We start from the raw sequence: 19,719 nt of genomic DNA, 5'->3' as shown, positions 1-19,719 counted from the left end.
TTCGTCTTTGCTTTGATGATGCCTTTAAGTTTTTATTAACCAAAAAGCCGCTTAACATTAATTTCGGGTAATGACTCAACTCCTTTTTTATCTATGTTTAAATACACGATCTCTTCTTCCATTTTTTCGATGGCTTTTAGGGGAATAACAATATCTTTTGTCATCCAAAGATGCCCTTCTCGCATAATTAGGTGAGTAATATGACCATTACTCGGTTCGACCACAAATTCATCAACTCGTCCTACTCGCCCATCTATCGCCCTAACTTCCGCACCTCGATGTACGGCAATTTGTCCGGGGGGGATGAGTTCTTTTTCTATGGGCATATATTCTAAGGGCGTTATAGGAATGGCATAAGGCAGTATATAGGGATCACTCAGCAGGGTTTCTTCATAGTGTTCTATCTGAAGCATGGTTGCCAGAGTGTCGTTATCAGGTTTAATATAATGACTTTCTGTAAAGGCTTGCATTTGTGCGAGTTCTTCTTTGCTGCAATTGAGGGTAACTGTGTTTGATGTGGTGGTGCTAATTTTCTCGATAGGAACTATACGCCGGCTAGACTCGGGTAAGTCAGAGTCTTTAACTACTATATGAGTGATGTTTTGAGTGATGGGGTTAATAATGGCATGAGATGATTTGCCACATTTTTCATCACTACACAGCACATCGGCATTGATGGGAATGGCTATTTTGTTATCAGTCATTAGTTATTAGTTATTAGTTATTAGTCGTTAGTAATTAGTCATTTATCAGGAGTTTTTTTAGCTTTCCCTCTATTGCCGGTTCTCTTTTAAAGGGATGGTAATTAAATTTTCGATTTTTTTGATGGTCATATCTCCAGCTAAGTATCCAATTCCTCGATGGAGATGAAGACGAAATTGATGAGCTAATGTTTCTTGATCTGTTCCGAGTCCATCATTGTAACAGCGCATTTTTAAGGCGATCAGCAATACATCGGCCATTTCTCCGCCAAAGACTTGCCAACTCATTTCAACATTGCTGTTAGGCGGCAGAGGCACCGGCGAGGGAATACTCGGTTCAGCTAGGGAACGACAAAAAGCCCAACGACATAAGATATTCCAGTTTTCTATCTTGGTATATCGTTTTAGTTTAATGAGTTGCTCTCTGGCTGTTTGAGATATATGTATTCTTTCTATTGGGCTTTCCATTACTTTTATAGATTAGCTTTGATCAGACGGGCAAGAAAATAGTTGGTCATTTTTGATCCATAAGGCGAGTTCCACCATTGCGAAGGATGACAACCTGTTGGCGCGTTAAAACTATAATCTAGTTCATCACATTTTCGCCATTGATGGTTGTCTCTCCATCCCAGTTGTTCGCCCCACTTTTCAATCAGTTTTTGATCTTTAGCGATGGTGGTGTCTAGGTTGCCTCCCAATTGTTGGTAAATTTTTAGTTGTACGGTAAAACCAAATTTTCCTTGACTGTATTTTAGCCACAGTTTATCGATGACTTTTAAGGATGCCACCGGAAAGTATTGAATATCTTCTGGTTTCAGGTTGTCTTTGTCTTTACCGGTTAGGTCTAATATGATTTTAATGGTTTCTAAGTCGGCTTCAAACCAGTCTCCTTCTAATAAGGCTTTTTGTAATTTTTCATAGCGATAAATGTCTTCTACTAATAATAGAGTTTCTTCAACCCATGCTAAGCGGCTACTCAGTTCTGTTAGTCGGGTTAATTGCAGTTTTATTTCGGCTAGTTGGTTGGAAAGTTCTTGCTGGCCTTCATTGTAGGAATTACTCATTTTTTTTAGTTAATATTTTTTACCAAAAGTAACGATTAGGCTCGATGGTAGTCTGACGTTTAGTTGAGTCATATTTTAGCAGATATTGCAAGGCTATTGCATCGAGTTCTTTCAATTGTTCTATTTCTGTTTTGCCGATTTCTGTATCTGTCGATAGGAGGATGACTTGATGGGATGCTGTGGGAAAATAACGTTCTACTAAGTTACTGCGATGAGATGAGTCTAGTCTTCCTAAAGGGGTGTCAATGGCTACGGGTAAGTTTCTTCCTGATACTCGCGCTAGTCCCCATAAAAATGCTATGGCTAGGAGTTGTTTTTCTCCGGCTGAGAGTCGATGTTTAGGGATGAGTTCGCCGTTGGGATCGTACAGGGAAAGGCTAAAGTTTTGCGTATCAATGGCTACACGATTTACGAGGTCGGTTTTATGGAGTAAATATCTAAAGCATTGGCTCACTTCTCCTTCGAGTTTATTTAATTTTTTTAGGGTTAATTTTTCTTTAAATAGTTGTAGGGTTTGTTTGGCTCTTGCGGCGGCTTTAATTAGGTGTTCGTTGTTTTGATAGTCGATGGCTTCTTCGCTATATTTTTCGAGTTCTTTTTTGGTTTTGTCGCTGCCTTTTTTGGCTTCATCAAAACGCCGTTGACAGGCCTCATAAGCCGCTTGACATTTTCGCAGTTCTTGGTCGGCTTCCTGTAAGGCTTTGTCTAGTTTATCGTACTCTTCGGGAGAAGCGGCTAAGGCTAATTCTTTTTCTTTGCTTTCCATTTCTGTTTCGATTTTTTCGAGCAATTCAACTTGCTTTTTAGCCTGGTTTGTTTCGAGAGGAAGTTGATGGTCTAAAATGTTTGTTAATTGTTTTAATTCTTCTTCATTCAGGTTTAAAAAAGAGGTGTGATCGGCTTCTGTTGTTTGGTTTAAAATTTGGTTTTCTTGCTCGAGAAAGCTTTGTATTTTTTTCAGTTTTTCCGATTGTAAAGCGAGTTCAGATAGATAAGATAATAACTTTTGATCTCGTTCTTGTAAAAGTTTTTTGGCGATTTTAGCCTGTTGAATTTTGATTTCTTGTTCTCCTTGGTTTTTGGCTTGTTGCAGAAGCGGGTTTATTAATTCTAAAGGTAAGATCCCTGCCGCTAACTGACACAAGTCTTTTCGACTCTCTTCTGCCGCTTTTTCTAGTGCTTTTTTTTCTAGGTCAAGTTGGTTTTTTTGAGCGGCTATTTTTCCTCCTTGTACTCGGAATTTATTTGAGGCTTCTTTTCTTTTTTTCTCAGCCCTTTCTAGTTGATTTTTGAGATTGCCTAATTCTCGGTTGGCGGCTTCGGATTCCTGTTGATAATATTTTAATTTTTCTTCGATTTTTTCTAGGTCTTTTAGTTGTAATCCAGTGGCGATTTCTTTACGCTTACGACTGACTAAAATGTCTAAGTCTATGGATAATTTTTCAGCTAACCCGAGTCCTAATAGGGATTGAATGGCTTCTATTACCGCTTGAGGGGGGATGTCTTGTTCTGCCAGTTCTTTGACTTGTTCTCCGTCAAAAAGAAAGAGGTTAGAAATTCCTAATGGCAGGAGGGTTTCGATATATTCATCCCAGGTATTAGCTAGGGCTGGCTCTACTAATTCTTGATCGGATTTTCCGATTAAAATTCCTAAATGGTCTTTTCCGTCTTTGGGTTTTTTTTCCCAGTAACGCACAATTCTTATTTCTAGTAATTCATCGTCTTGAAAATGTTCAAAGGCTAGTTCTATTCGCGCTTTTTCATAAGGGGGGGTTTGACTATTAACTGCTTGACTCAAAAAGTCGCTATAACTTAAATTTCCTCGCGTAGAACATTGGGCACGAGAACCATATAAGGCGAGGCGCATGGCATCCATTAGAGTTGTTTTTCCGCCTCCATTCATGCCGCCAAATAAGATAATAGGGCGGGTATTTTCTTCTATTTCTGGTCGTAGGTTTATGGTATGTTTGCCTGCATAAGGGCCAAAGTTCTCTAAGACGAGTTCGGTAAAAATCATTAGGTATCGCTAAATTTACAAGGATTTTTATATCATACTATATTTTTTTATTTAAAGTATAATAAAAACAATAATTTTAAAAATTTGTTAGGAGGAAAAACCCCCATGAGCGAAATTAAAAATAAAGTTATTTGGATTACAGGGGCTTCATCAGGTATCGGCGAAGCTTTGGCTTATCAAATTGCCGAGAAGGGAGGAAAATTGATTTTATCAGCCAGACGAGAAAACGAATTACAACGAGTTAAAGACAATTGCAAGGGAATTAATCCTGATGAGATTAAAATTTTGCCGCTTGACCTGAATCAACCCGATACTTTGCCAATCTTAGCACAGGAAGCGATTAGTTTATTTGGTACGGTCGATATTTTAATTAATAACGGAGGAGTGACTCAAAGATCTTTGGCAGTGGAAACCTCTTCTGAGGTAGAACGAATAATAATGGAAGTCAATTTTTTTGCGGCTATCACTCTGAGCAAATCTGTATTAACAGTGATGAAAAAACAACAATCCGGTCATCTGGTTATTATCTCTAGTGTGGCGGGAAAAGTTGCTACAAAGATGCGTTCGTCTTATGCGGCTTCTAAACACGCTTTACAGGGATATTTTGACTCGTTACGAGCCGAAGTTTGGCAAGATAATATTAAAGTTACTTTGATTTGTCCGGGATATGTTAAAACTTCTATTAGTCTGAATGCTTTTACCGCAGAGGGAGCTAAATATAATCAGATGGATAAAAATCAAGAGTTAGGAATTTCTGTAGATGTCTGTGCCCAAAAAATACTTCAGGCTATTGAAAAAGACCAGGAAGAAATTTATATTGCTAGAAAAGAAATGATTGCTGTCTATCTTAAGCGATTTTTTCCTGGGATTTTATCAAAAATTGTCAAAAATATCAAGGTGGGAAATTAACCCAAAAAAACCGAACCAGCGTCATCACCCAAAATCTGAAAAAATCTATATAGTAAGGAATTGACGAATTGAATAATCGCTATGGTAGAGCCAACAGCAATTGCTGAGATTAGTCCTTTTTTAGCGGGAAACTTTGCCCCAGTTCATCAAGAAATAACCAGTACAAATTTAAAGGTTATCGGCAAAATTCCCCCAGAATTACGAGGTAGTTTCGTTCGCAATGGCCCAAACCCTCAATTTGATCCTTTGGGGATGTATCATTGGTTTGATGGGGATGGAATGTTACATGGAGTCGAGATTAAAGACTCTCAAGCAACCTATCGTAACCGCTATGTGAAAACTGCCGGTTTTATGAAAGAACATCAAGCCGGAAAAGCGCTTTATGGCGGGATATTAGGCCCAAGAGACTTAGAACCTGAATTGAGTTTTAAAAATGTTTCTAATACCGCTTTAGTTTGGCACCATCAACAACTTTTGTCTCTTTGGGAAGGAGGAGAACCCTATTTAATTGATGTTCCGAGTTTAGATACTGTGGGTTCCCAAACCTTTGAGGGTAAATTAAATACACCTTTTACCGCTCATCCTAAAGTCGATCCGGTCACTGGGGAAATGATGTTTATTGGCTACAATATGATTACTCCCCCGTTCTTACATTATGGCATTGTCTCAGCCGATGGGAAATTAAGTAAACTTGTACCCATTGAGTTACCGGTAGGGGTGATGATGCACGATTTTGCTATCACTGAACATTACAGTATATTTCCTAATTTACCGCTTACTTTCCGTCCCGAAAAAATGGCTAAAGGAGAAGCGGCTTTTCAATTTGAATCTCATACCCCCAGTTATTTTGGTATTCTTCCTCGTCATGGAGAACCGGACTCGATACGTTGGTTTGAGACTAACTCTTGCTTCATTTACCATACTCTCAATGCTTATGAAGAGGGAGATGAGGTAATTTTACTGGCCTGTCGCATGGAAGCAACCAGTGTTTTAGGGATGGTAAATGACCCAGAAATGGCCAATAAAAATGATATTCCCTTTTTGACGAGATGGCGGTTTAATCTTCGGGATAATTCTGTTAAAGAGGAAATTTTAGATGATGTTCCTTCAGAATTTCCTACCCTCAACCCGGCTTATGTGGGACGTAAAAATCGTTATGGTTATAGCATGACGATCAAACCTGATGAACTTCCTTTGTGGGATGGGATCATTAAATATGACCTAGAAACGGGGAATTCTTGGCGTTATCAGTATGGTTTGGGTCGTTATGGGGGTGAGGCGGTTTTTGCTCCCAACCCTCTAGGAAGTTCAGAAGATGATGGTTGGTTGATAACTTTTGTTTATGATCAGTCTACTGATTCTTCGGAGTTGGTGATTTTGGCGGCGCAGAATTTGGAGTATGAACCGGTGGCCCGGGTTCTTATTCCTCAGCGTGTTCCTTATGGTTTTCATGGTCTTTGGGTGCCTCAAAGTTGAGCTTTTTGACCTCTGGTTTAACCCCTCTGTTTCTGTGAGGGGTTTTTTTAAAGCAAAAACGCCCTAACCCTGAAGGGTTGGGCTATACGGACAAAGCCCGCCGGCGCGGGCTAAATACAAATTATAAGCCTTTTAGCCTGCGTAGGCAGGCTTAGTTCGTATAGCTAGAGGCTTCAGCCTGAGAGCATTTCAAAAGAACGAAACAGCCCTATTCTCTTTGTGTGAGGGGGATTTTTTTAAAGCAAAAACGCAGAGTTACAGAGGAGAACTCGGGAGGGGTAATGGTTATGAACGGATTTTTTTTAGTTGTTTTATTCTTCTTCGGGTTCTGTGGGTTGATTACTAAATTTGAGGTTGCCCCAAGATAATGATAATTGTTGCTGATTGTTGGCTGGGGTTTTTAAATTCTCTTTGATTTTTTCTTTGATGATTTTTAGATCTCCGTTTTCTTTTTCGGGGTTGGTTAATTGCTGTTTGATGCTTTCTACGTCTCCTTGTGCGGCGGCGGTTTTTAAATGCCGCTTCAGGTGTGCGTTATCTATGGCATCTTCTCGGGACCTTGAACTGGTTTCAAAGCATTTTTGCAGTTCGTTGTAGATATTTGAGCGACGAGTTTTTGTGTAATGTTGCCGCTCAGTATCGAGGAGTTTAGTCATTAATTCTAGGTGCATTACGTCATCGCCGCAAATTTCCGCTAAGACATTCCATTCATCCTCACCTAAGAGGCGGCGTTCGAGTTCTCGCCGAGGATCTTTAAATGGTTCGCCGGTGACTTCTTCGTATATTTTCGGTAAGCTATCATCAAATTCATGCTTTTGATCTAACCAAATTTGCCGGATTTCGCTTAGTTCGTCCATAGTTATTAGGGTGATGTCTTTCATGTCTTCTGGGGCATTTTTTCGCACTTCGACTTGTGCTTGGAGTACCCGTCTTAACCAGTGTTCCCTCCAGTATTTAGTATAAGGACCGGGTATGGGTTCTATTTCTTCTTTACCAAATAGTTCTACTCTACCGTAAATACGACGAAAGTCCCGTTTATCTTTATCATCTTGTACATCTAATTCATTGCGAATATCTAACAGAGGTTGTAACCATTCTTTTTCTTCATCATTCTGAATCATCGCCTCCATAGATTTATCTTTGCTAACCATTGTACAAACCCAACAACCAAAGCGAGAATCTCCACAGCTAGGCGTAGAAGTATCTACAACCAAAGGACATTCATTATCTGCTGTTGCTCCCCGATACATGGCAAATAACTCTTTATTACTATGTCCCCAAGGGTTTTCCCACTGCATCAAATATAACCAAACTTCATCAGTCCGCCAGTCTTCAATAGGGGTATAAACTAGAGAATTAATTAGGCGACCATTAGGACTAAGGCGATCGCGTAATCTGTCCTCTTCGTGCTTTTTCATTGTAGCTGCACGAGTTGCACTCTCAGCTTTACGAATACCTAAAACAACTATTGTTTCACCATGCGCTCTAACCATATCACGGATAAAGTAGTTGACAGGCTGTATTTTCAGACGATCAGTACACCAACGAAAACCATTTCGAGGTGCAGGATATCCTTTTCCTATTAAACATACCCAAAAGCTTTCTTTTAAAGAGGGATGAAGTAGATGAGGTTTCACAGGCATTTGTTGCTGAATTGCAGCATTTTGAAGCTTTTTTATGGATTTACGCACCCAGACAGACACAATCGGATTTTCTACTAGAGTATCTGTAGTAATGACATGAATAGTTTTATGTCGTTTTTCTAGAGGTAGAGCCGCTATCGCATTCCAGATCAGTTGTAATACGGTAGTGCTATCTTTTCCCCACGATACACCAACAATCCAGGGAATATCATCCTGGCAGTACAATTCTTGAATTTCTTTAGTTAATGTTGCTATGTCTTCTACCAATTGGGAAACATTACGTAAGGGAAATTGTGGAGACTGGGTGGTTGTCATGTTTGAAAAGCTCGTATAGTCCTAGTTTTCGATGTCGTTGGTTGGCGATTATGATGGTTAAGTAGGTTTTTATTAAATTGTATAAGTTCTAATGATGTCTGAATTTAAAGATGATAGTGAACATACCCCTCGGCTTGATGAATTGCTGGAACCCTATTTCGCTAAGTATTATAGGGAAAAATGCTATCCGGGATTAATTTGTCAGCAAGGAAAACGGAAAATGATTCAAATAAACGTTCCTGCTCACGATTTGCCTACTTTACTTCAAGCTAAACCCTCTACAGGCAATGATCCTGATTCAGGCAAAAATCGCCCCGAGATCAAGGGGCACGCTGAAGAGGTAAAACAATATATTCTCAAACGAGCAAAACAAAATAAACCTTGGATTTTAGGGACACTCACTGCAAATGTTGATCCTGAAAAAATTAAGTTAATTCAAATGGGTAGAGGCATTGCTTTAATTGTCATTCCTCGGGGAGTTAAACTAGATATTACTGATGGTCAACATCGCAAACAAGCTATTCACGATTTAATTGAAAGTCCTGATGCGGAATGGATAGGAGATAATGATTTTCCCGTTACTCTTGTTTTAGAAGCGAATTTTAATCAATGTCAAACAGATTTCCGTGATATGGCACAAACCAAAGCTCTTGACAAATCTTTACTCCTTTCTTTTGGAGAATTTGAAGGAAGAGTAGGAATTACTAAAAATTTGCTTGAACAAGTGCTTATGTTCTTTAATAAGACTGAAAAAATTAAAAACTCTCCCGCCACTAAACAAAAATTAATTTATACAACTAATTATATTGCAAAATTAGTGAGTTGTGCTTTTGTCAATAATCCTCAAGATGAACTAGAAGATTATGATGTAGAACAAGCTTCTCAAACTTTAATTAGTTGTCTAAATCAATTTTTTGCTGAGTGCAGTCAAACTCGACATATTTGTGAAACCAGTATAGAAAATTTGACTGTTGACAATATTATCAAATTTAAAGATAACTGTCTTCTTGGAACAAGCGTAGGGTTAGAAATTTTAGGTCGTTTACTTTACTGTACATACAACGAAGATAATAATATTTTTGCACCTGAAAAAGTTTCAAAAATAGCTGAATTAGATTGGGAAAAAAGTGGCAATCTTTGGCAAGGAAACGTAATAAAACTAGATCTCAATGCCAAGAATACTGCTAAACGATATAAAATATCAGCTAATGTTAACCCAGTCAATATGGCTGTTCATGCCGCTAAGACAGCGCTTGGATGGCTAGAATACTAAACCCTACTAGCTCAATCATTTCTTTTAATTTAATGTTCCCTAAACCTATCCAACCCCTAACCCTCCCCTACACTTTGAACCCTCTGCCTAACCCTCTCCACATCCAACTGAACAATATCAGCAATATCCTCCACAGAAAACCCTCGTCTAAATAAAGCATCAATAGTCTGTAACTTAGCTTCTTCTCGACCTCTCTCTAGACCTCTTTCTAGACCTCTCTCTAGACCTCTCTCTAGACCTTTTTCTTGTGCTTCTCGATAAATATCCTGATACAACCTAGACTTTTTGAACTCATCCAAACTAAACATCTGTCTTATCTCCTCCTGAGTAAGATTATCAAACTTATAAGCAATAAGAGTTTCTAATAACCCAAGAATCTCTAACCTTTCATCCTCATCTTCAATCCTATCAACTTCCTCCACTAACTGCCGCCCCTTCTGGACTGCCGCATCCTCCCCACTTATAATAAACTCAACAAGCCGCAAATTCAAAGAACTAAAACACTCCTGCGGCAACTCATCTAAATAAATTCTCCTCACTCGATCAGATCTTAGCAAATCTTCATAAGGCAAAACTTGCCTCGGTTCATAACGCCGACTGCCATAAATAACCACTCCCCGCCAATCCTGAGTCGGATCATTTTGGTTAAGATAGATAAAAACTTCAGCAAATAACCCCGCATACAAATTCGCCTCATATCGGAATTGTACCTCCACAAAATAGAGAGGATAACCCTCATCAACAGGTAGAAACAACCGATCTATACGAAATGCAGTCTGCTTCAGTTCACAAGAGTCAAAACGGTAATGGTTCGCCTCCTCAACCGGTTCCCCAATAAGTTCAAAAAATGTACGGGGAAACTCTTTAAAAATTCGATAAAATATCGGGTCATTCTTCATTTTAATCTTCTCTGGTTGAATGGTCAGATCTTGTAGCAGAAGCATTAACAGAAAAGTCAAAAGTTTTTAATTTTTCTTGCCAAAACCTAACCCCTAACTCGATCTGTTCCTCTAACTTCTTATCCCGATGATCCCCCAATACCCTAACGGTTTCCTGATAAACCTTGTGGAGAGTAAGCCGCTTATCAGAACCTTTCCCTAAACTATCCCTTTCCAAGTCCGTCAACACCCGCAACCCTTCAACCCTTTCCAGTACCCCTCTAGTCACCCTCGCCATTGGATCTCTGTGATCATAAAGCACATTCAAAGATAACGAAGAACGCACCCCGAACCCATTAAGGTCCCTAAACATCTGTTGTGATCGTTCTAACCCCACATCCAAAAACCAAATAACCGCGATCGCCTCATAACTCAACTGAGGATTTTCCTTTAACGCCATCTCCAATGCTACCCGCCGATGTAACCCATCCTGTAGGGTTAATTCTGCCTCCATTGGTATTCTCAAGCGTCCGATCTTCGTTTGCTCCCCCTTCTCCCCCAAAGGTTCAAAAATGACATCCGCATCAATAGAGGCAGTCAGCGCAGAAAAAATATAATCACCTCGGTTTTTAAAAACATATTGATAAATTTGTTTCGCCCTCGCTGGATTTAAACGCCGTTGAGAGCGGCTTGCTGGCGGCTTATCCTCCTTTGGCAAAGGAAACAACTTCGGCAGAAGTGGCAAAGGACACATAGACAGATAATACTCCCGTCCCGCTTGTATGCCTCGGATGACCGGTAAAACATACTCAAAGTTAGACATCATGTCAATTGTGATTTGGGTTTAAACTTATTATTACATCATATTGGTTTTTAAAAATATTTAAATTATAGTATAATTTTGATAAGCCATTCTATGCCGCAGAGATAGCGGTGCGTTACGCTTCGCTAACACACCCTACTAAAATGAGGCAATAGAGATTTTTCGGGGGTATTTTCGCATTTATAACCCTTGTATTTCTCCCTTCTAGTTGTATTTCTCCCATCTAGTTGTATTTCTCCCATCTAGTTGTAGGAGAGGGGTCGGGGGAGAGGTCAAACATAACCTAATATTTTTAAAAACTCACAAGAATGAACTCCGATCTAGCCAGCCAAATCTTACAACGAGAAAACCAAGAAAAAGAAGCCCTTGCCCTTCTCCTAGACCGCTACCTATCCAAAAGTGATCGCCTCCTCGTACAAAAAACCCAAATGGGAACCAGTGAAGCCTACCTAGGCTCAGTGACCTTAGAATGGTTAGCCGCACGAGTTTGTTTCGCCTCACAACTGCCCTTATTTCAACAAAAATTCGACCCCAAAACCAATAACATCATCCGAGATGCCCAAACCATCGAACAACTGCAACAACGTCCCTTAGACTGGTCAAGACAGGCCCATCTCGCCCAATACCTAGCCACCCGAAAACATCACAAATTCCCCCCAGTCCTAGCCGTCATTAGCCCTCACTGGGTCAACGACCCTAACGCCGAAGCTTGGGGAAGCGGCAAAAGCGCCCAAATTCCTGCCGTCAACTTTACCCCCCTAGACCCCCAGCAAAACCTCGGACTCCTGGATGTCTCAGAAAACTTTTCCATTTTTGCCCTGGATGGACAACACCGCCTGATGGGAATACAAGGACTGATGGAGTTAATAAAAACCGGGCGCTTAGAACTCTACAACAAAATCAAAAAAGCGGCAGGCCAAGTCATCACCACCGATGACCTCATGGAAACCTACGACCTAAACCTCTCCTATCTCCAAAGTCTGGCCAAAGAAAAAATCGGTGTTGAATTCATTCCCGCCGTCCTCAGTGGTGAAACTTATGAACAAGCAAGACGCAGAGTCCGGTCAATTTTTGTTCATGTTAACCGCATGGCTGTTATCCTCAGTAAAGGACAACTCGCCCTCCTCAACGAAGATGACGGGTTTGCCATCATTGCTAGACAAATAGCCATGAATCATCCTTTACTCAAAGACCGAGACGACCCTAACTGGCATCCTCGGGTCAACTGGGACAGTGCCACCATCTCCTCAAAATCGACTGTTCTCACCACTCTGCAAGCCTTACAAGATATGTCCGAGGGATATTTATCCCATCAATACCCCCATTGGCAACCCAAAAACAAAAAGCATATCATTCCCCTACGTCCCGAAGACGAGGAATTAGAAGAAGCGTTAGAGATTTTTACCGAATTGTTTGATCATCTCGCCAATTTACCCAGTTATCGCCAACTCGCACAAGGCAAAAAAACCCCTCAACTGCGCCGCTTCAGTCATGAACAAGGTAAAGGACAAGCCAACCTCCTCTTCCGCCCTGTGGGTCAAATTGCCCTCGCCCAAGCTTTAGGAATTTTAGTTTTTAAAAACCAAATACCGATAGATACACTTTTTGAAAAACTCTATCAGTTTGATGAGGCAGGAGGCTTTAGTCAGATAGAAAAACCCTCTTCCCTTTGGTATGGCATTCTCTATGATCCTCTTAAAAAGCGCATTCAAGTAGCCGGACGAAAACTAGCGGCTAAACTGATAGTTTATCTATTAGGAGGAATGGACGAAAAAGAACAGCATCAACTTGATCAAGAATTCGTTCAAGCTAGAACAATAGAAAAGCAAGCGATCAACTTTAATGGTGAAAATGTAGCGCCCGAAGCCATTAAACTGCCTACAGTATTGTAATAATAGCGGCAACTTTTGTCCTTGAGTTCAATTTAACCGCTAATCAAATATTATCCCCTTAAAACATCTCCTAATTGTTGAAAATGACTCGCTTGATGAGTAGCCATCACACTAAAACGAAGGCGGCTAGTAGGAACCGTAGGAGGACGAATAGCCGGGGCAAAAATCCCCGCTTCTAGCAGTTTTTTAGCCAGTTCTAAGGCTTGTTGTGGACTGTCTAACCCCAGACAAATAATGGGAGTCAGAGAAGGCAAAATATTAAACCCAGACAGTTGCTTTTTAAGTAAAGCAGTATTTTTCCAGAGTTGTTGACGGCGTTGGGGTTCATTTTCAATAATTTTAATAGCCGCCAATGCTGCGGCTGTATCAGCAGGAGATAATGCCGTCGTATAGATCCAACTACTAGCACGGTTACGCAAAAAATCAATTAACTTTTCTGAAGCGGCTACATAACCCCCTAAACTTCCTAGCGCTTTACTAAGAGTTCCCATCTGTATTAATTCTCTTCCGGTACAGTTAAAATATTCCACACATCCCGCCCCAGTTTTTCCCATCACACCAGTTGCATGAGCTTCATCTAGCAGTAACATACAATTAAATTCTTGAGCTAGATCTAATATTTCAGGAAGGGGACAAAGATCACCATCCATACTAAAAACACTATCAGTCACAATTAAACAACGGCGATAAGACAAACGATATTGAGAGAGTTTTTTGTTTAAATCTTCGGTATTACAGTGAAGATAATCTATAACCGTCGCCCCACTCAATTTCGCCCCATTTTTTAGGCTAGAATGATTATATTGATCCCCTAAAATTAAATCTCGTTTTCCCACTAAAGCCGCCATAGTTCCTAAATTAGCGAGATAACCCGAACTAAAAACCATAGCATCCTCAGTTTGTTTTAAAGAAGCGATCTTGCTTTCCAACTCTCGATGAATTTCCCGATGTCCACTCAACAGACGAGAACCGGTGCTTCCTGTACCATAGGTTAAGAGCGCTTCTATTGCCGCATTAATTAACCGTTCATCTGCCGCTAGTGCTAAATAATCATTACTGGCGAAATTAATAACAGATTTTCCCTCTAATTCTACCATCGCGCCGGCTCGATTTTGAATCGTTTTTACCGAGCGATACCAATGAGCTTTGTGAATGGTTTCTAAAGATTCTTCAATCCAGCTATAAGGATTAGAATTCATAATAGGGAACAGAGACTATGATTAATGATGATTAATTTTTTGATAAGAGCCAATGACTAATGACCAATGACTAATGACTAATAACTAATAATTATTTAATTGCATATAACTTAATAGCCAATTAGCCATAGTAGCGCGACGGGCTTGAGTGGGGGTAAATTCTCCAATTTTATAACCTTTAAATCCTAATTTTTCCTTTAACAATTGCTTATTGGCTTGAGGAATAGAACGAGTTAATTTCATGGTGGGAGGACGATGTGCAATAAAATCAGGCGGTTCAGGATAGTCTTGTTTCCAATCTTCAGATACCTGACTATTATTCCAAGTTTGAGTAGATTCGTCATAGCGATAACCCAGATAATACCAGACTAATTGATTGACGAGATCATCCTCAATTTGTTCGTTAAGAATTGCCCAAATGGTATCGGTATTTAAAGGAGGTAATTCTGTCATGGTTACTTCAAAAAAAATGCCAATGATTAAAATTTGCCCATTAACTTAATTTAAAACTCTAAAAGATTTCTTTACAATAGTAGAGTTTTAAGGATAGAAGCTCTCTCAAGCAATGAGAATAATCAATAAAATTCAAGAATCGAAAGTCGGAATGATTTTAGCATTAGGTGTTTTAGCTATCTCCACAGCCGCAATATTTATTCGCCTTTGTTTTGAGATAGCCGGAGTACAAGGAGTAGGGTTTAGTTTGTTTTTAGCCGCATCTCGTTTAATCATAGCCGCTACTATCTTACTGCCCAGATGGCCCAATTTAAAATACACTCAGGAAAACAGAAGTGCTACTTATTATGCCTGTGGTGCAGGATGTTGTCTAGCCTTGCATTTCGCTACCTGGATCACCTCCTTATCTTTCACCTCCATTGCCACTTCTACGACTCTAGTCACCACAACGCCGGTGTGGATCTCCTTGTTATCTTGGTGGTGGTTTGGAGAAAAGTTGACCAAGCCTATGATAAGAGGGATAACCATTGCCCTAGTTGGGGGAATATTAATTACGCTAGGAGATGGGAGTATAGGAGGAGAAAATAATAACCCTTTATTAGGAGATTTTCTGGCTTTGATCGGGGCGTGGATGGCAAGCTTATATTTATTATTAGGACGAGAAGCTCAACGCTTTGGGTTTAGTGTGGGCAATTATATTTTAATTGCTTATAGTAGTGCCGCTTTATTACTTCTTCCCTTTCCGTTATTAATGGGGACAAGTTATTTAGGATATCCAAAAGAGGTTTATTTATATGTTTTACTTATGGCAATCTTTTCGCAATTAATTGGTCATACGACTCTCAATTGGGCGGTGCGTTCGATTTCTCCTACTTTGGTTGCCTTAGCGATTTTGTTTGAACCTGTGGGTTCAAGCGTTTTTGGCTGGATAATTTTTGGAGAACTTCCCCCCCAGTTAGTCATATTAGGAGGAGTAGTGGTATTAATAGGAGTAGCTATTGCCATCATAGCTAAAACCGAAAATAGAGAGTAGGTAACAAAGACAATGAAAACTTAGTTTACAATAGTCCAATTAAATAAAATTCTCGCTCAAAGCGTGCAGACTTGTTTAAATTCTGTCAAGATAATAATTTAATTTACAGGTTATCGGCTATGTCTATCAGTCCACTCAAAGAAGCCTTACGCAGACTCAACTCAGAAAAAAGCCGGTTAGCCACCATGCGTCAACGAACTCCCAAGCGAGTTAACCGATGGTTTAAGTGGTTATCGCCGGGATTGTTTATTAAACGCTGGCTACTAATTAGTTTAGGGGGTGTTTTCCTGACGATTTTAGGAATAGCCATTTGGGTGAAATTGACCCCTATTAATCGCTTCATAGAATTAGTAAGCCAACTTGTGACAACGCTGGCTAATATTATCCCGAATTCAGTATCCGGTCCCTTGGCGGTGGGAATAGGATTATTCTTGCTGCTATGGGGTCAAAGTCGAACGGTAGGTTCAATTACAGAAGTTCTACAACCCGAAGGAGACCAAGAATTAGTAGATGTTCTTTTAGCCCATCGACGACTTAACCGAGGTCCGAAAATAGTCGCCATTGGAGGGGGAACCGGTCTATCCACTTTACTGAGGGGAATTAAACACTATAGTTCCAATATTACCGCCATTGTGACTGTAGCTGATGATGGGGGATCGTCAGGGCGACTGCGGCGAGAAATGGGAATTTTGCCGCCTGGGGATATTCGCAACTGTATCGCGGCTTTAGCTGATGAGGAAAAATTACTGACAGAACTGTTTCAATATCGTTTTCAAGCCGGAGATGGATTAAGTGGTCATAGTTTTGGTAATTTATTTCTGACGGCGATGGGGGAAATCACCGGCGATTTAGAAAGGGCGATCACAGCAAGTTCTAAAGTATTAGCCATTCGAGGAAAAGTTTTACCCGCCACTTTAGCAGATGTGAGTTTGTGGGCCCGCTTGAGTGATGGGCGACTCATTGAAGGAGAATCTCATATTACCGAAGCTGGCGGAAAAATTGAGGAAATTGGTTGTACACCTTCAAAACCTGCCGCTTTACCGGCTGCGATTAAAGCGATTGAAGAAGCAGATTATATTATTATTGGGCCCGGCAGTCTCTATACTAGCGTTATTCCTAATTTATTAGTGCCAGAAATTACCAAAGCCTTAGCAAAATCTAAAGCGCCTCGGATCTATGTTTGTAACATTATGACTCAACCCGGAGAAACCCAAGGCTATACAGTGGCCGATCATATTCGGGCCATAGATCAAGTTTCTCATCAACGGATTTTTGACGTGGTTTTAGCACAAAAAATTGCTCCCTCTCCTGAGTCGTTAAAACGTTATGCCCAAGAAAACTGCCATCCGGTCTTTTTAGATCGCGAAGATGTATCTGATCTCGGTTGTCGTGTAATTTTAGCGAATGTCATGGATGAAGATGAAAAAACCGGCTATGTTCGTCATGATCCCTATCGATTAGCTAGAGTTTTGATGCGATGGTATAGCCGCAAAGAAAATCGTAAAATAAGTTAATCGGAAAGGGACTTAATGACTAATAACAAATGACTTTAATAATGACTTTGCCTGATTCAACAGCCACCTACCATTTAGGAAAAAAACTCGGCGAAAACCTGCCGCCGCTTAGCGTGGTCTTGCTTTTTGGGGATTTAGGCGCTGGAAAAACGACTTTAGTTCAAGGAATAGGAGAAGGTTTAGCTATTGAAGAACCCATTGTTAGTCCTACTTTTACCCTTATTAATGAATATCATGAAGGGCGTTTACCTTTGTACCATTTCGATTTATACCGCTTACAATCTGAAGAAATTAAGTCTCTTTATCTCGAACTTTACTGGGATGCTGTAGAAGTTCCCCCAGGAATTATGGCTATAGAATGGGCACAACGTTTACCCCGTAAACCCCCAAATTATCTTGAACTTCAGTTAACTTATCTCCCAGAACAAGGTCGTCAGGTTCAAATACAATTAGTGGGGAAATGGGAATTTAATTTAGATTTACTAAAACTTTCGGCTTGAAGGCTTTAGGGTTGGCCCAAACCGTTGATATTTTCCGAAAATACCCTTAAAAAAGTCTTATTTTTGAGCGGGGGCAGAAGATAGCCGCTATATAATCTGCCATATGCCCCAAGATAATTGGTAAATTAACTCCCTTAATCAAGGTTTAGTTGATTACCACGTTTGTACTGTAAATAAGCGGCTACAAATAAACCAGCTAAGGTCACAGGGACTAAACCGATTACCAGACCGAGAACCAAAGGTTCAATCACGATGCCTCTCCTTTATTTGAAGATTAATATTTCAAAATATATCCTACCTTATCCACTGCCTTATTTAATACTCCTCCTCTTTCTCCAGAGTTACATATCATTTTCTTGTAAAAAAGTCAATAAACTTAATAAAAAATTACAAAAATATAAAATTCTTAGGAAAACTGTTACATCAACTTAATTTAAGTAGCTTTTGTGATCAAAAACGTTGCAAAATGTAAAGAGCAAGGACAGCATTGATAGATAAATGACCAGTGGATAGCCAGTTAACTCAACCCAAAGTATTAGTTTCTCGCCTCATCATCGCCGTAATAGCGATTGGTGCAATTGTTGCAGTCATTTTTTTGGGTTTATATATCAGTCGAGTTTATGATCCTTACGTTCAGGAAGTTCTTTCTTTAAAGGGAGACCTCGCCAGAGGATATGAAATTTTTCAAATCAACTGTGCCGGATGTCACGGACAACAAGCAGATGGCAGTGTAGGGCCTAGTCTGCATCACGTTCCCAAGCGCAAATCAAAAGTCCGACTCATCGAACAAGTTATTAGTGGAGACACCCCCCCCATGCCCAAATTTCAACCTTCTCCTCAAGAAATGGCTGATTTATTGAATTACTTGGAACGATTGTAATAAAAAAAGCCAAGCAAGGAAGACTACTGGGTTTTTAAGTGATTAATTCCCCTAGCCACTATAATCTAATTTATGACAATTAATAGTTTTAATAAGTATAAAAAGTGTTTTCTTCCTTAATTAATTGTTAAATCTTTTTTATTCGTCTCCTAGCTCGCTGATTGTAGGTAACTCTTTCAAAGCGAGCGAGATTAAAGACCGTTAAAATTGTACAATTTGCCTGATGAACGGAGGATTGTCGATGAAAATTGCAATTTTATCCCAAGATCCCTCCCTGTACTCAACAAAACGGCTCAAAGAAGCTGGAGAAATGCAGGGACATGAAATGCGAGTGATCAATTATCTGCGTTGTTATATGAATATAACCTCTCACAATCCTACAGTGGTTTACAATGGCAAACCCTTAGAAAATTTTGATGCGGTTATCCCTCGCATTGGCGCTTCAAGAACCTTTTACGGCACCGCAGTGGTGAGACAATTTGAAGTGATAGGGGTGTTTAGTGCCAATGAATCCCAGGCCATTTCTCGTTCGCGCGATAAATTACGCTGCTTACAAATTTTGGCTCGAGAAGGAATAGGGTTACCGGTGACGGGGTTTGCTCACGCCACAGAAGATATTGATGGACTACTGGAGACGGTTGGCGGTGCGCCAGTGGTGATTAAACTCTTAGAAGGAACTCAAGGAATAGGGGTGGTTTTAGCAGAAACAAAACAAGCGGCTAAATCAGTGATCGAAGCGTTTCGCGGCTTAGAGGCAAATATTTTAGTACAAGAATATATCAAAGAAGCCGCCGGGGTAGACCTGCGCTGTTTTGTGGTAGGAGGAAAAGTGATCGCCGCCATGAAACGCCAAGGCGCAGAAGGAGAATTTCGCTCAAATTTACATCGAGGCGGTAAAGCTGAACAAGTTAAATTAACCCCAGAAGAACGCAGTACAGCCATTAGAGCGGCAAAAGCGATGGGTTTAAGGGTAGCTGGTGTAGATTTGTTGCGCTCAAATCATGGTCCGGTGGTGATGGAAGTGAATTCTTCACCCGGACTAGAAGGAATTGAAAAAGCCACCGGTATTGATGTGGCCGGAAAAATCATCGACTTTGTGGCCAGAAATGCTGAAAACGGTTCGACCCGCGATCGCATACAATATTAAGT

At 40.2% G+C, this 19,719-nt stretch carries 19 protein-coding genes; 9 read left to right on the top strand and 10 right to left on the bottom strand.

Annotation, left to right across the window (positions count from 1 at the left end):
* Positions 1–35: 35 nt before the first annotated feature.
* From CYAN7822_RS23315 to dndD, 4 genes are all read right to left on the bottom strand, one after another.
* A complete protein-coding gene (locus CYAN7822_RS23315; protein ID WP_013324703.1) occupies positions 36–704 on the bottom strand; it encodes a PRC-barrel domain-containing protein in 669 nt (222 codons plus the stop codon).
* Between the two features lie 69 nt (positions 705–773).
* Positions 774–1,169: a DNA sulfur modification protein DndE gene (dndE, locus tag CYAN7822_RS23310; RefSeq protein WP_013324702.1), complete on the bottom strand. Its 396-nt coding sequence runs from the start codon at positions 1,167–1,169 to the stop codon at positions 774–776.
* A gap of 5 nt (positions 1,170–1,174) precedes the next feature.
* Positions 1,175–1,765: a GUN4 domain-containing protein gene (locus CYAN7822_RS23305; protein ID WP_013324701.1), complete on the bottom strand. Its 591-nt coding sequence runs from the start codon at positions 1,763–1,765 to the stop codon at positions 1,175–1,177.
* Positions 1,766–1,784: 19 nt separating this feature from the next.
* A complete protein-coding gene (dndD, locus tag CYAN7822_RS23300; protein ID WP_013324700.1) occupies positions 1,785–3,782 on the bottom strand; it encodes a DNA sulfur modification protein DndD in 1,998 nt (665 codons plus the stop codon).
* A 105-nt stretch (positions 3,783–3,887) separates the two neighbouring features.
* Between dndD and CYAN7822_RS23295 the strand changes: the two genes are divergently transcribed.
* Together CYAN7822_RS23295 and CYAN7822_RS23290 are read left to right on the top strand one after the other, a co-directional pair.
* The gene (locus tag CYAN7822_RS23295; RefSeq protein ID WP_013324699.1) at positions 3,888–4,691 is read left to right on the top strand and encodes an SDR family oxidoreductase; all 804 of its coding nucleotides are present in this window, start codon (positions 3,888–3,890) and stop codon (positions 4,689–4,691) included.
* 81 nt (positions 4,692–4,772) lie between these two features.
* Positions 4,773–6,167: a carotenoid oxygenase family protein gene (locus CYAN7822_RS23290; protein WP_013324698.1), complete on the top strand. Its 1,395-nt coding sequence runs from the start codon at positions 4,773–4,775 to the stop codon at positions 6,165–6,167.
* Between the two features lie 311 nt (positions 6,168–6,478).
* Here CYAN7822_RS23290 and dndC read toward each other — a convergent pair whose 3' ends face one another.
* Positions 6,479–8,125 (bottom strand): DNA phosphorothioation system sulfurtransferase DndC, encoded by a 1,647-nt coding sequence (gene dndC, locus CYAN7822_RS23285; protein WP_013324697.1) that lies wholly within the window; start codon positions 8,123–8,125, stop codon positions 6,479–6,481.
* 91 nt (positions 8,126–8,216) lie between these two features.
* Between dndC and CYAN7822_RS23280 the strand changes: the two genes are divergently transcribed.
* Positions 8,217–9,398 (top strand): DNA sulfur modification protein DndB, encoded by a 1,182-nt coding sequence (locus CYAN7822_RS23280; RefSeq protein WP_013324696.1) that lies wholly within the window; start codon positions 8,217–8,219, stop codon positions 9,396–9,398.
* A gap of 56 nt (positions 9,399–9,454) precedes the next feature.
* On the opposite strand, the gene CYAN7822_RS23275 is transcribed toward CYAN7822_RS23280, so the two are convergent.
* Together CYAN7822_RS23275 and CYAN7822_RS23270 are read right to left on the bottom strand one after the other, a co-directional pair.
* Positions 9,455–10,297, bottom strand: a complete 843-nt coding sequence (locus tag CYAN7822_RS23275) for an Rpn family recombination-promoting nuclease/putative transposase (protein ID WP_013324695.1) — start codon at positions 10,295–10,297, stop codon at positions 9,455–9,457.
* Between the two features lies 1 nt (position 10,298).
* Positions 10,299–11,102, bottom strand: a complete 804-nt coding sequence (locus CYAN7822_RS23270) for a DNA sulfur modification protein DndB (protein ID WP_245602624.1) — start codon at positions 11,100–11,102, stop codon at positions 10,299–10,301.
* A 305-nt stretch (positions 11,103–11,407) separates the two neighbouring features.
* Here CYAN7822_RS23270 and CYAN7822_RS23265 point away from each other — a divergent pair, with 305 nt between their 5' ends.
* A complete protein-coding gene (locus CYAN7822_RS23265; protein ID WP_013324693.1) occupies positions 11,408–12,991 on the top strand; it encodes a DGQHR domain-containing protein in 1,584 nt (527 codons plus the stop codon).
* 50 nt (positions 12,992–13,041) lie between these two features.
* Here CYAN7822_RS23265 and bioF read toward each other — a convergent pair whose 3' ends face one another.
* Complete coding sequence (gene bioF / locus CYAN7822_RS23260; protein ID WP_013324692.1) at positions 13,042–14,190, bottom strand: 8-amino-7-oxononanoate synthase; 1,149 nt, start codon at positions 14,188–14,190, stop codon at positions 13,042–13,044.
* A gap of 84 nt (positions 14,191–14,274) precedes the next feature.
* On the bottom strand, positions 14,275–14,643 hold the full coding sequence (locus tag CYAN7822_RS23255; protein WP_013324691.1) for a DUF1823 family protein: 369 nt from the start codon (positions 14,641–14,643) through the stop codon (positions 14,275–14,277).
* A 112-nt stretch (positions 14,644–14,755) separates the two neighbouring features.
* Here CYAN7822_RS23255 and CYAN7822_RS23250 point away from each other — a divergent pair, with 112 nt between their 5' ends.
* From CYAN7822_RS23250 to tsaE, 3 genes are all read left to right on the top strand, one after another.
* Positions 14,756–15,676 carry a DMT family transporter gene (locus CYAN7822_RS23250; protein ID WP_013324690.1) on the top strand — a complete coding sequence of 307 codons (921 nt, stop codon included), beginning with the start codon at positions 14,756–14,758 and terminating at the stop codon, positions 15,674–15,676.
* Between the two features lie 119 nt (positions 15,677–15,795).
* Complete coding sequence (locus tag CYAN7822_RS23245) at positions 15,796–17,190, top strand: gluconeogenesis factor YvcK family protein (RefSeq protein ID WP_013324689.1); 1,395 nt, start codon at positions 15,796–15,798, stop codon at positions 17,188–17,190.
* Between the two features lie 29 nt (positions 17,191–17,219).
* Complete coding sequence (gene tsaE, locus CYAN7822_RS23240; protein WP_041933361.1) at positions 17,220–17,690, top strand: tRNA (adenosine(37)-N6)-threonylcarbamoyltransferase complex ATPase subunit type 1 TsaE; 471 nt, start codon at positions 17,220–17,222, stop codon at positions 17,688–17,690.
* 134 nt (positions 17,691–17,824) lie between these two features.
* On the opposite strand, the gene petG is transcribed toward tsaE, so the two are convergent.
* Positions 17,825–17,941, bottom strand: a complete 117-nt coding sequence (gene petG / locus CYAN7822_RS23235; RefSeq protein WP_013324687.1) for a cytochrome b6-f complex subunit V — start codon at positions 17,939–17,941, stop codon at positions 17,825–17,827.
* Between the two features lie 311 nt (positions 17,942–18,252).
* On the opposite strand from petG, the gene CYAN7822_RS23230 reads away from it, so the two are divergent.
* Both CYAN7822_RS23230 and rimK read left to right on the top strand, forming a co-directional pair.
* Positions 18,253–18,570 carry a c-type cytochrome gene (locus CYAN7822_RS23230; RefSeq protein ID WP_425365346.1) on the top strand — a complete coding sequence of 106 codons (318 nt, stop codon included), beginning with the start codon at positions 18,253–18,255 and terminating at the stop codon, positions 18,568–18,570.
* A gap of 241 nt (positions 18,571–18,811) precedes the next feature.
* Positions 18,812–19,717, top strand: a complete 906-nt coding sequence (gene rimK / locus CYAN7822_RS23225) for a 30S ribosomal protein S6--L-glutamate ligase (RefSeq protein WP_013324685.1) — start codon at positions 18,812–18,814, stop codon at positions 19,715–19,717.
* Positions 19,718–19,719 lie beyond the last annotated feature (2 nt).

Source organism: Gloeothece verrucosa PCC 7822, from assembly GCF_000147335.1.
GTDB classification, from domain to species: Bacteria; Cyanobacteriota; Cyanobacteriia; order Cyanobacteriales; family Microcystaceae; genus Gloeothece; species Gloeothece verrucosa.
The sequence above is the reverse complement of the archived record's forward strand: the minus strand, read 5'-3'. Positions and strand labels throughout refer to the sequence as shown.

What these genes read in the sequence shown, in the direction of transcription:
- CYAN7822_RS23315 (WP_013324703.1), bottom strand. Translation starts at nt 704, where the DNA reads ATGACTGATAACAAAATAGCCATTCCCATCAATGCCGATGTGCTGTGT.
- dndE (WP_013324702.1), bottom strand. Translation starts at nt 1,169, where the DNA reads ATGGAAAGCCCAATAGAAAGAATACATATATCTCAAACAGCCAGAGAG.
- CYAN7822_RS23305 (WP_013324701.1), bottom strand. Translation starts at nt 1,765, where the DNA reads ATGAGTAATTCCTACAATGAAGGCCAGCAAGAACTTTCCAACCAACTA.
- dndD (WP_013324700.1), bottom strand. Translation starts at nt 3,782, where the DNA reads ATGATTTTTACCGAACTCGTCTTAGAGAACTTTGGCCCTTATGCAGGC.
- CYAN7822_RS23295 (WP_013324699.1), top strand. Translation starts at nt 3,888, where the DNA reads ATGAGCGAAATTAAAAATAAAGTTATTTGGATTACAGGGGCTTCATCA.
- CYAN7822_RS23290 (WP_013324698.1), top strand. Translation starts at nt 4,773, where the DNA reads ATGGTAGAGCCAACAGCAATTGCTGAGATTAGTCCTTTTTTAGCGGGA.
- dndC (WP_013324697.1), bottom strand. Translation starts at nt 8,125, where the DNA reads ATGACAACCACCCAGTCTCCACAATTTCCCTTACGTAATGTTTCCCAA.
- CYAN7822_RS23280 (WP_013324696.1), top strand. Translation starts at nt 8,217, where the DNA reads ATGATGTCTGAATTTAAAGATGATAGTGAACATACCCCTCGGCTTGAT.
- CYAN7822_RS23275 (WP_013324695.1), bottom strand. Translation starts at nt 10,297, where the DNA reads ATGAAGAATGACCCGATATTTTATCGAATTTTTAAAGAGTTTCCCCGT.
- CYAN7822_RS23270 (WP_245602624.1), bottom strand. Translation starts at nt 11,102, where the DNA reads ATGATGTCTAACTTTGAGTATGTTTTACCGGTCATCCGAGGCATACAA.
- CYAN7822_RS23265 (WP_013324693.1), top strand. Translation starts at nt 11,408, where the DNA reads ATGAACTCCGATCTAGCCAGCCAAATCTTACAACGAGAAAACCAAGAA.
- bioF (WP_013324692.1), bottom strand. Translation starts at nt 14,190, where the DNA reads ATGAATTCTAATCCTTATAGCTGGATTGAAGAATCTTTAGAAACCATT.
- CYAN7822_RS23255 (WP_013324691.1), bottom strand. Translation starts at nt 14,643, where the DNA reads ATGACAGAATTACCTCCTTTAAATACCGATACCATTTGGGCAATTCTT.
- CYAN7822_RS23250 (WP_013324690.1), top strand. Translation starts at nt 14,756, where the DNA reads ATGAGAATAATCAATAAAATTCAAGAATCGAAAGTCGGAATGATTTTA.
- CYAN7822_RS23245 (WP_013324689.1), top strand. Translation starts at nt 15,796, where the DNA reads ATGTCTATCAGTCCACTCAAAGAAGCCTTACGCAGACTCAACTCAGAA.
- tsaE (WP_041933361.1), top strand. Translation starts at nt 17,220, where the DNA reads ATGACTTTAATAATGACTTTGCCTGATTCAACAGCCACCTACCATTTA.
- rimK (WP_013324685.1), top strand. Translation starts at nt 18,812, where the DNA reads ATGAAAATTGCAATTTTATCCCAAGATCCCTCCCTGTACTCAACAAAA.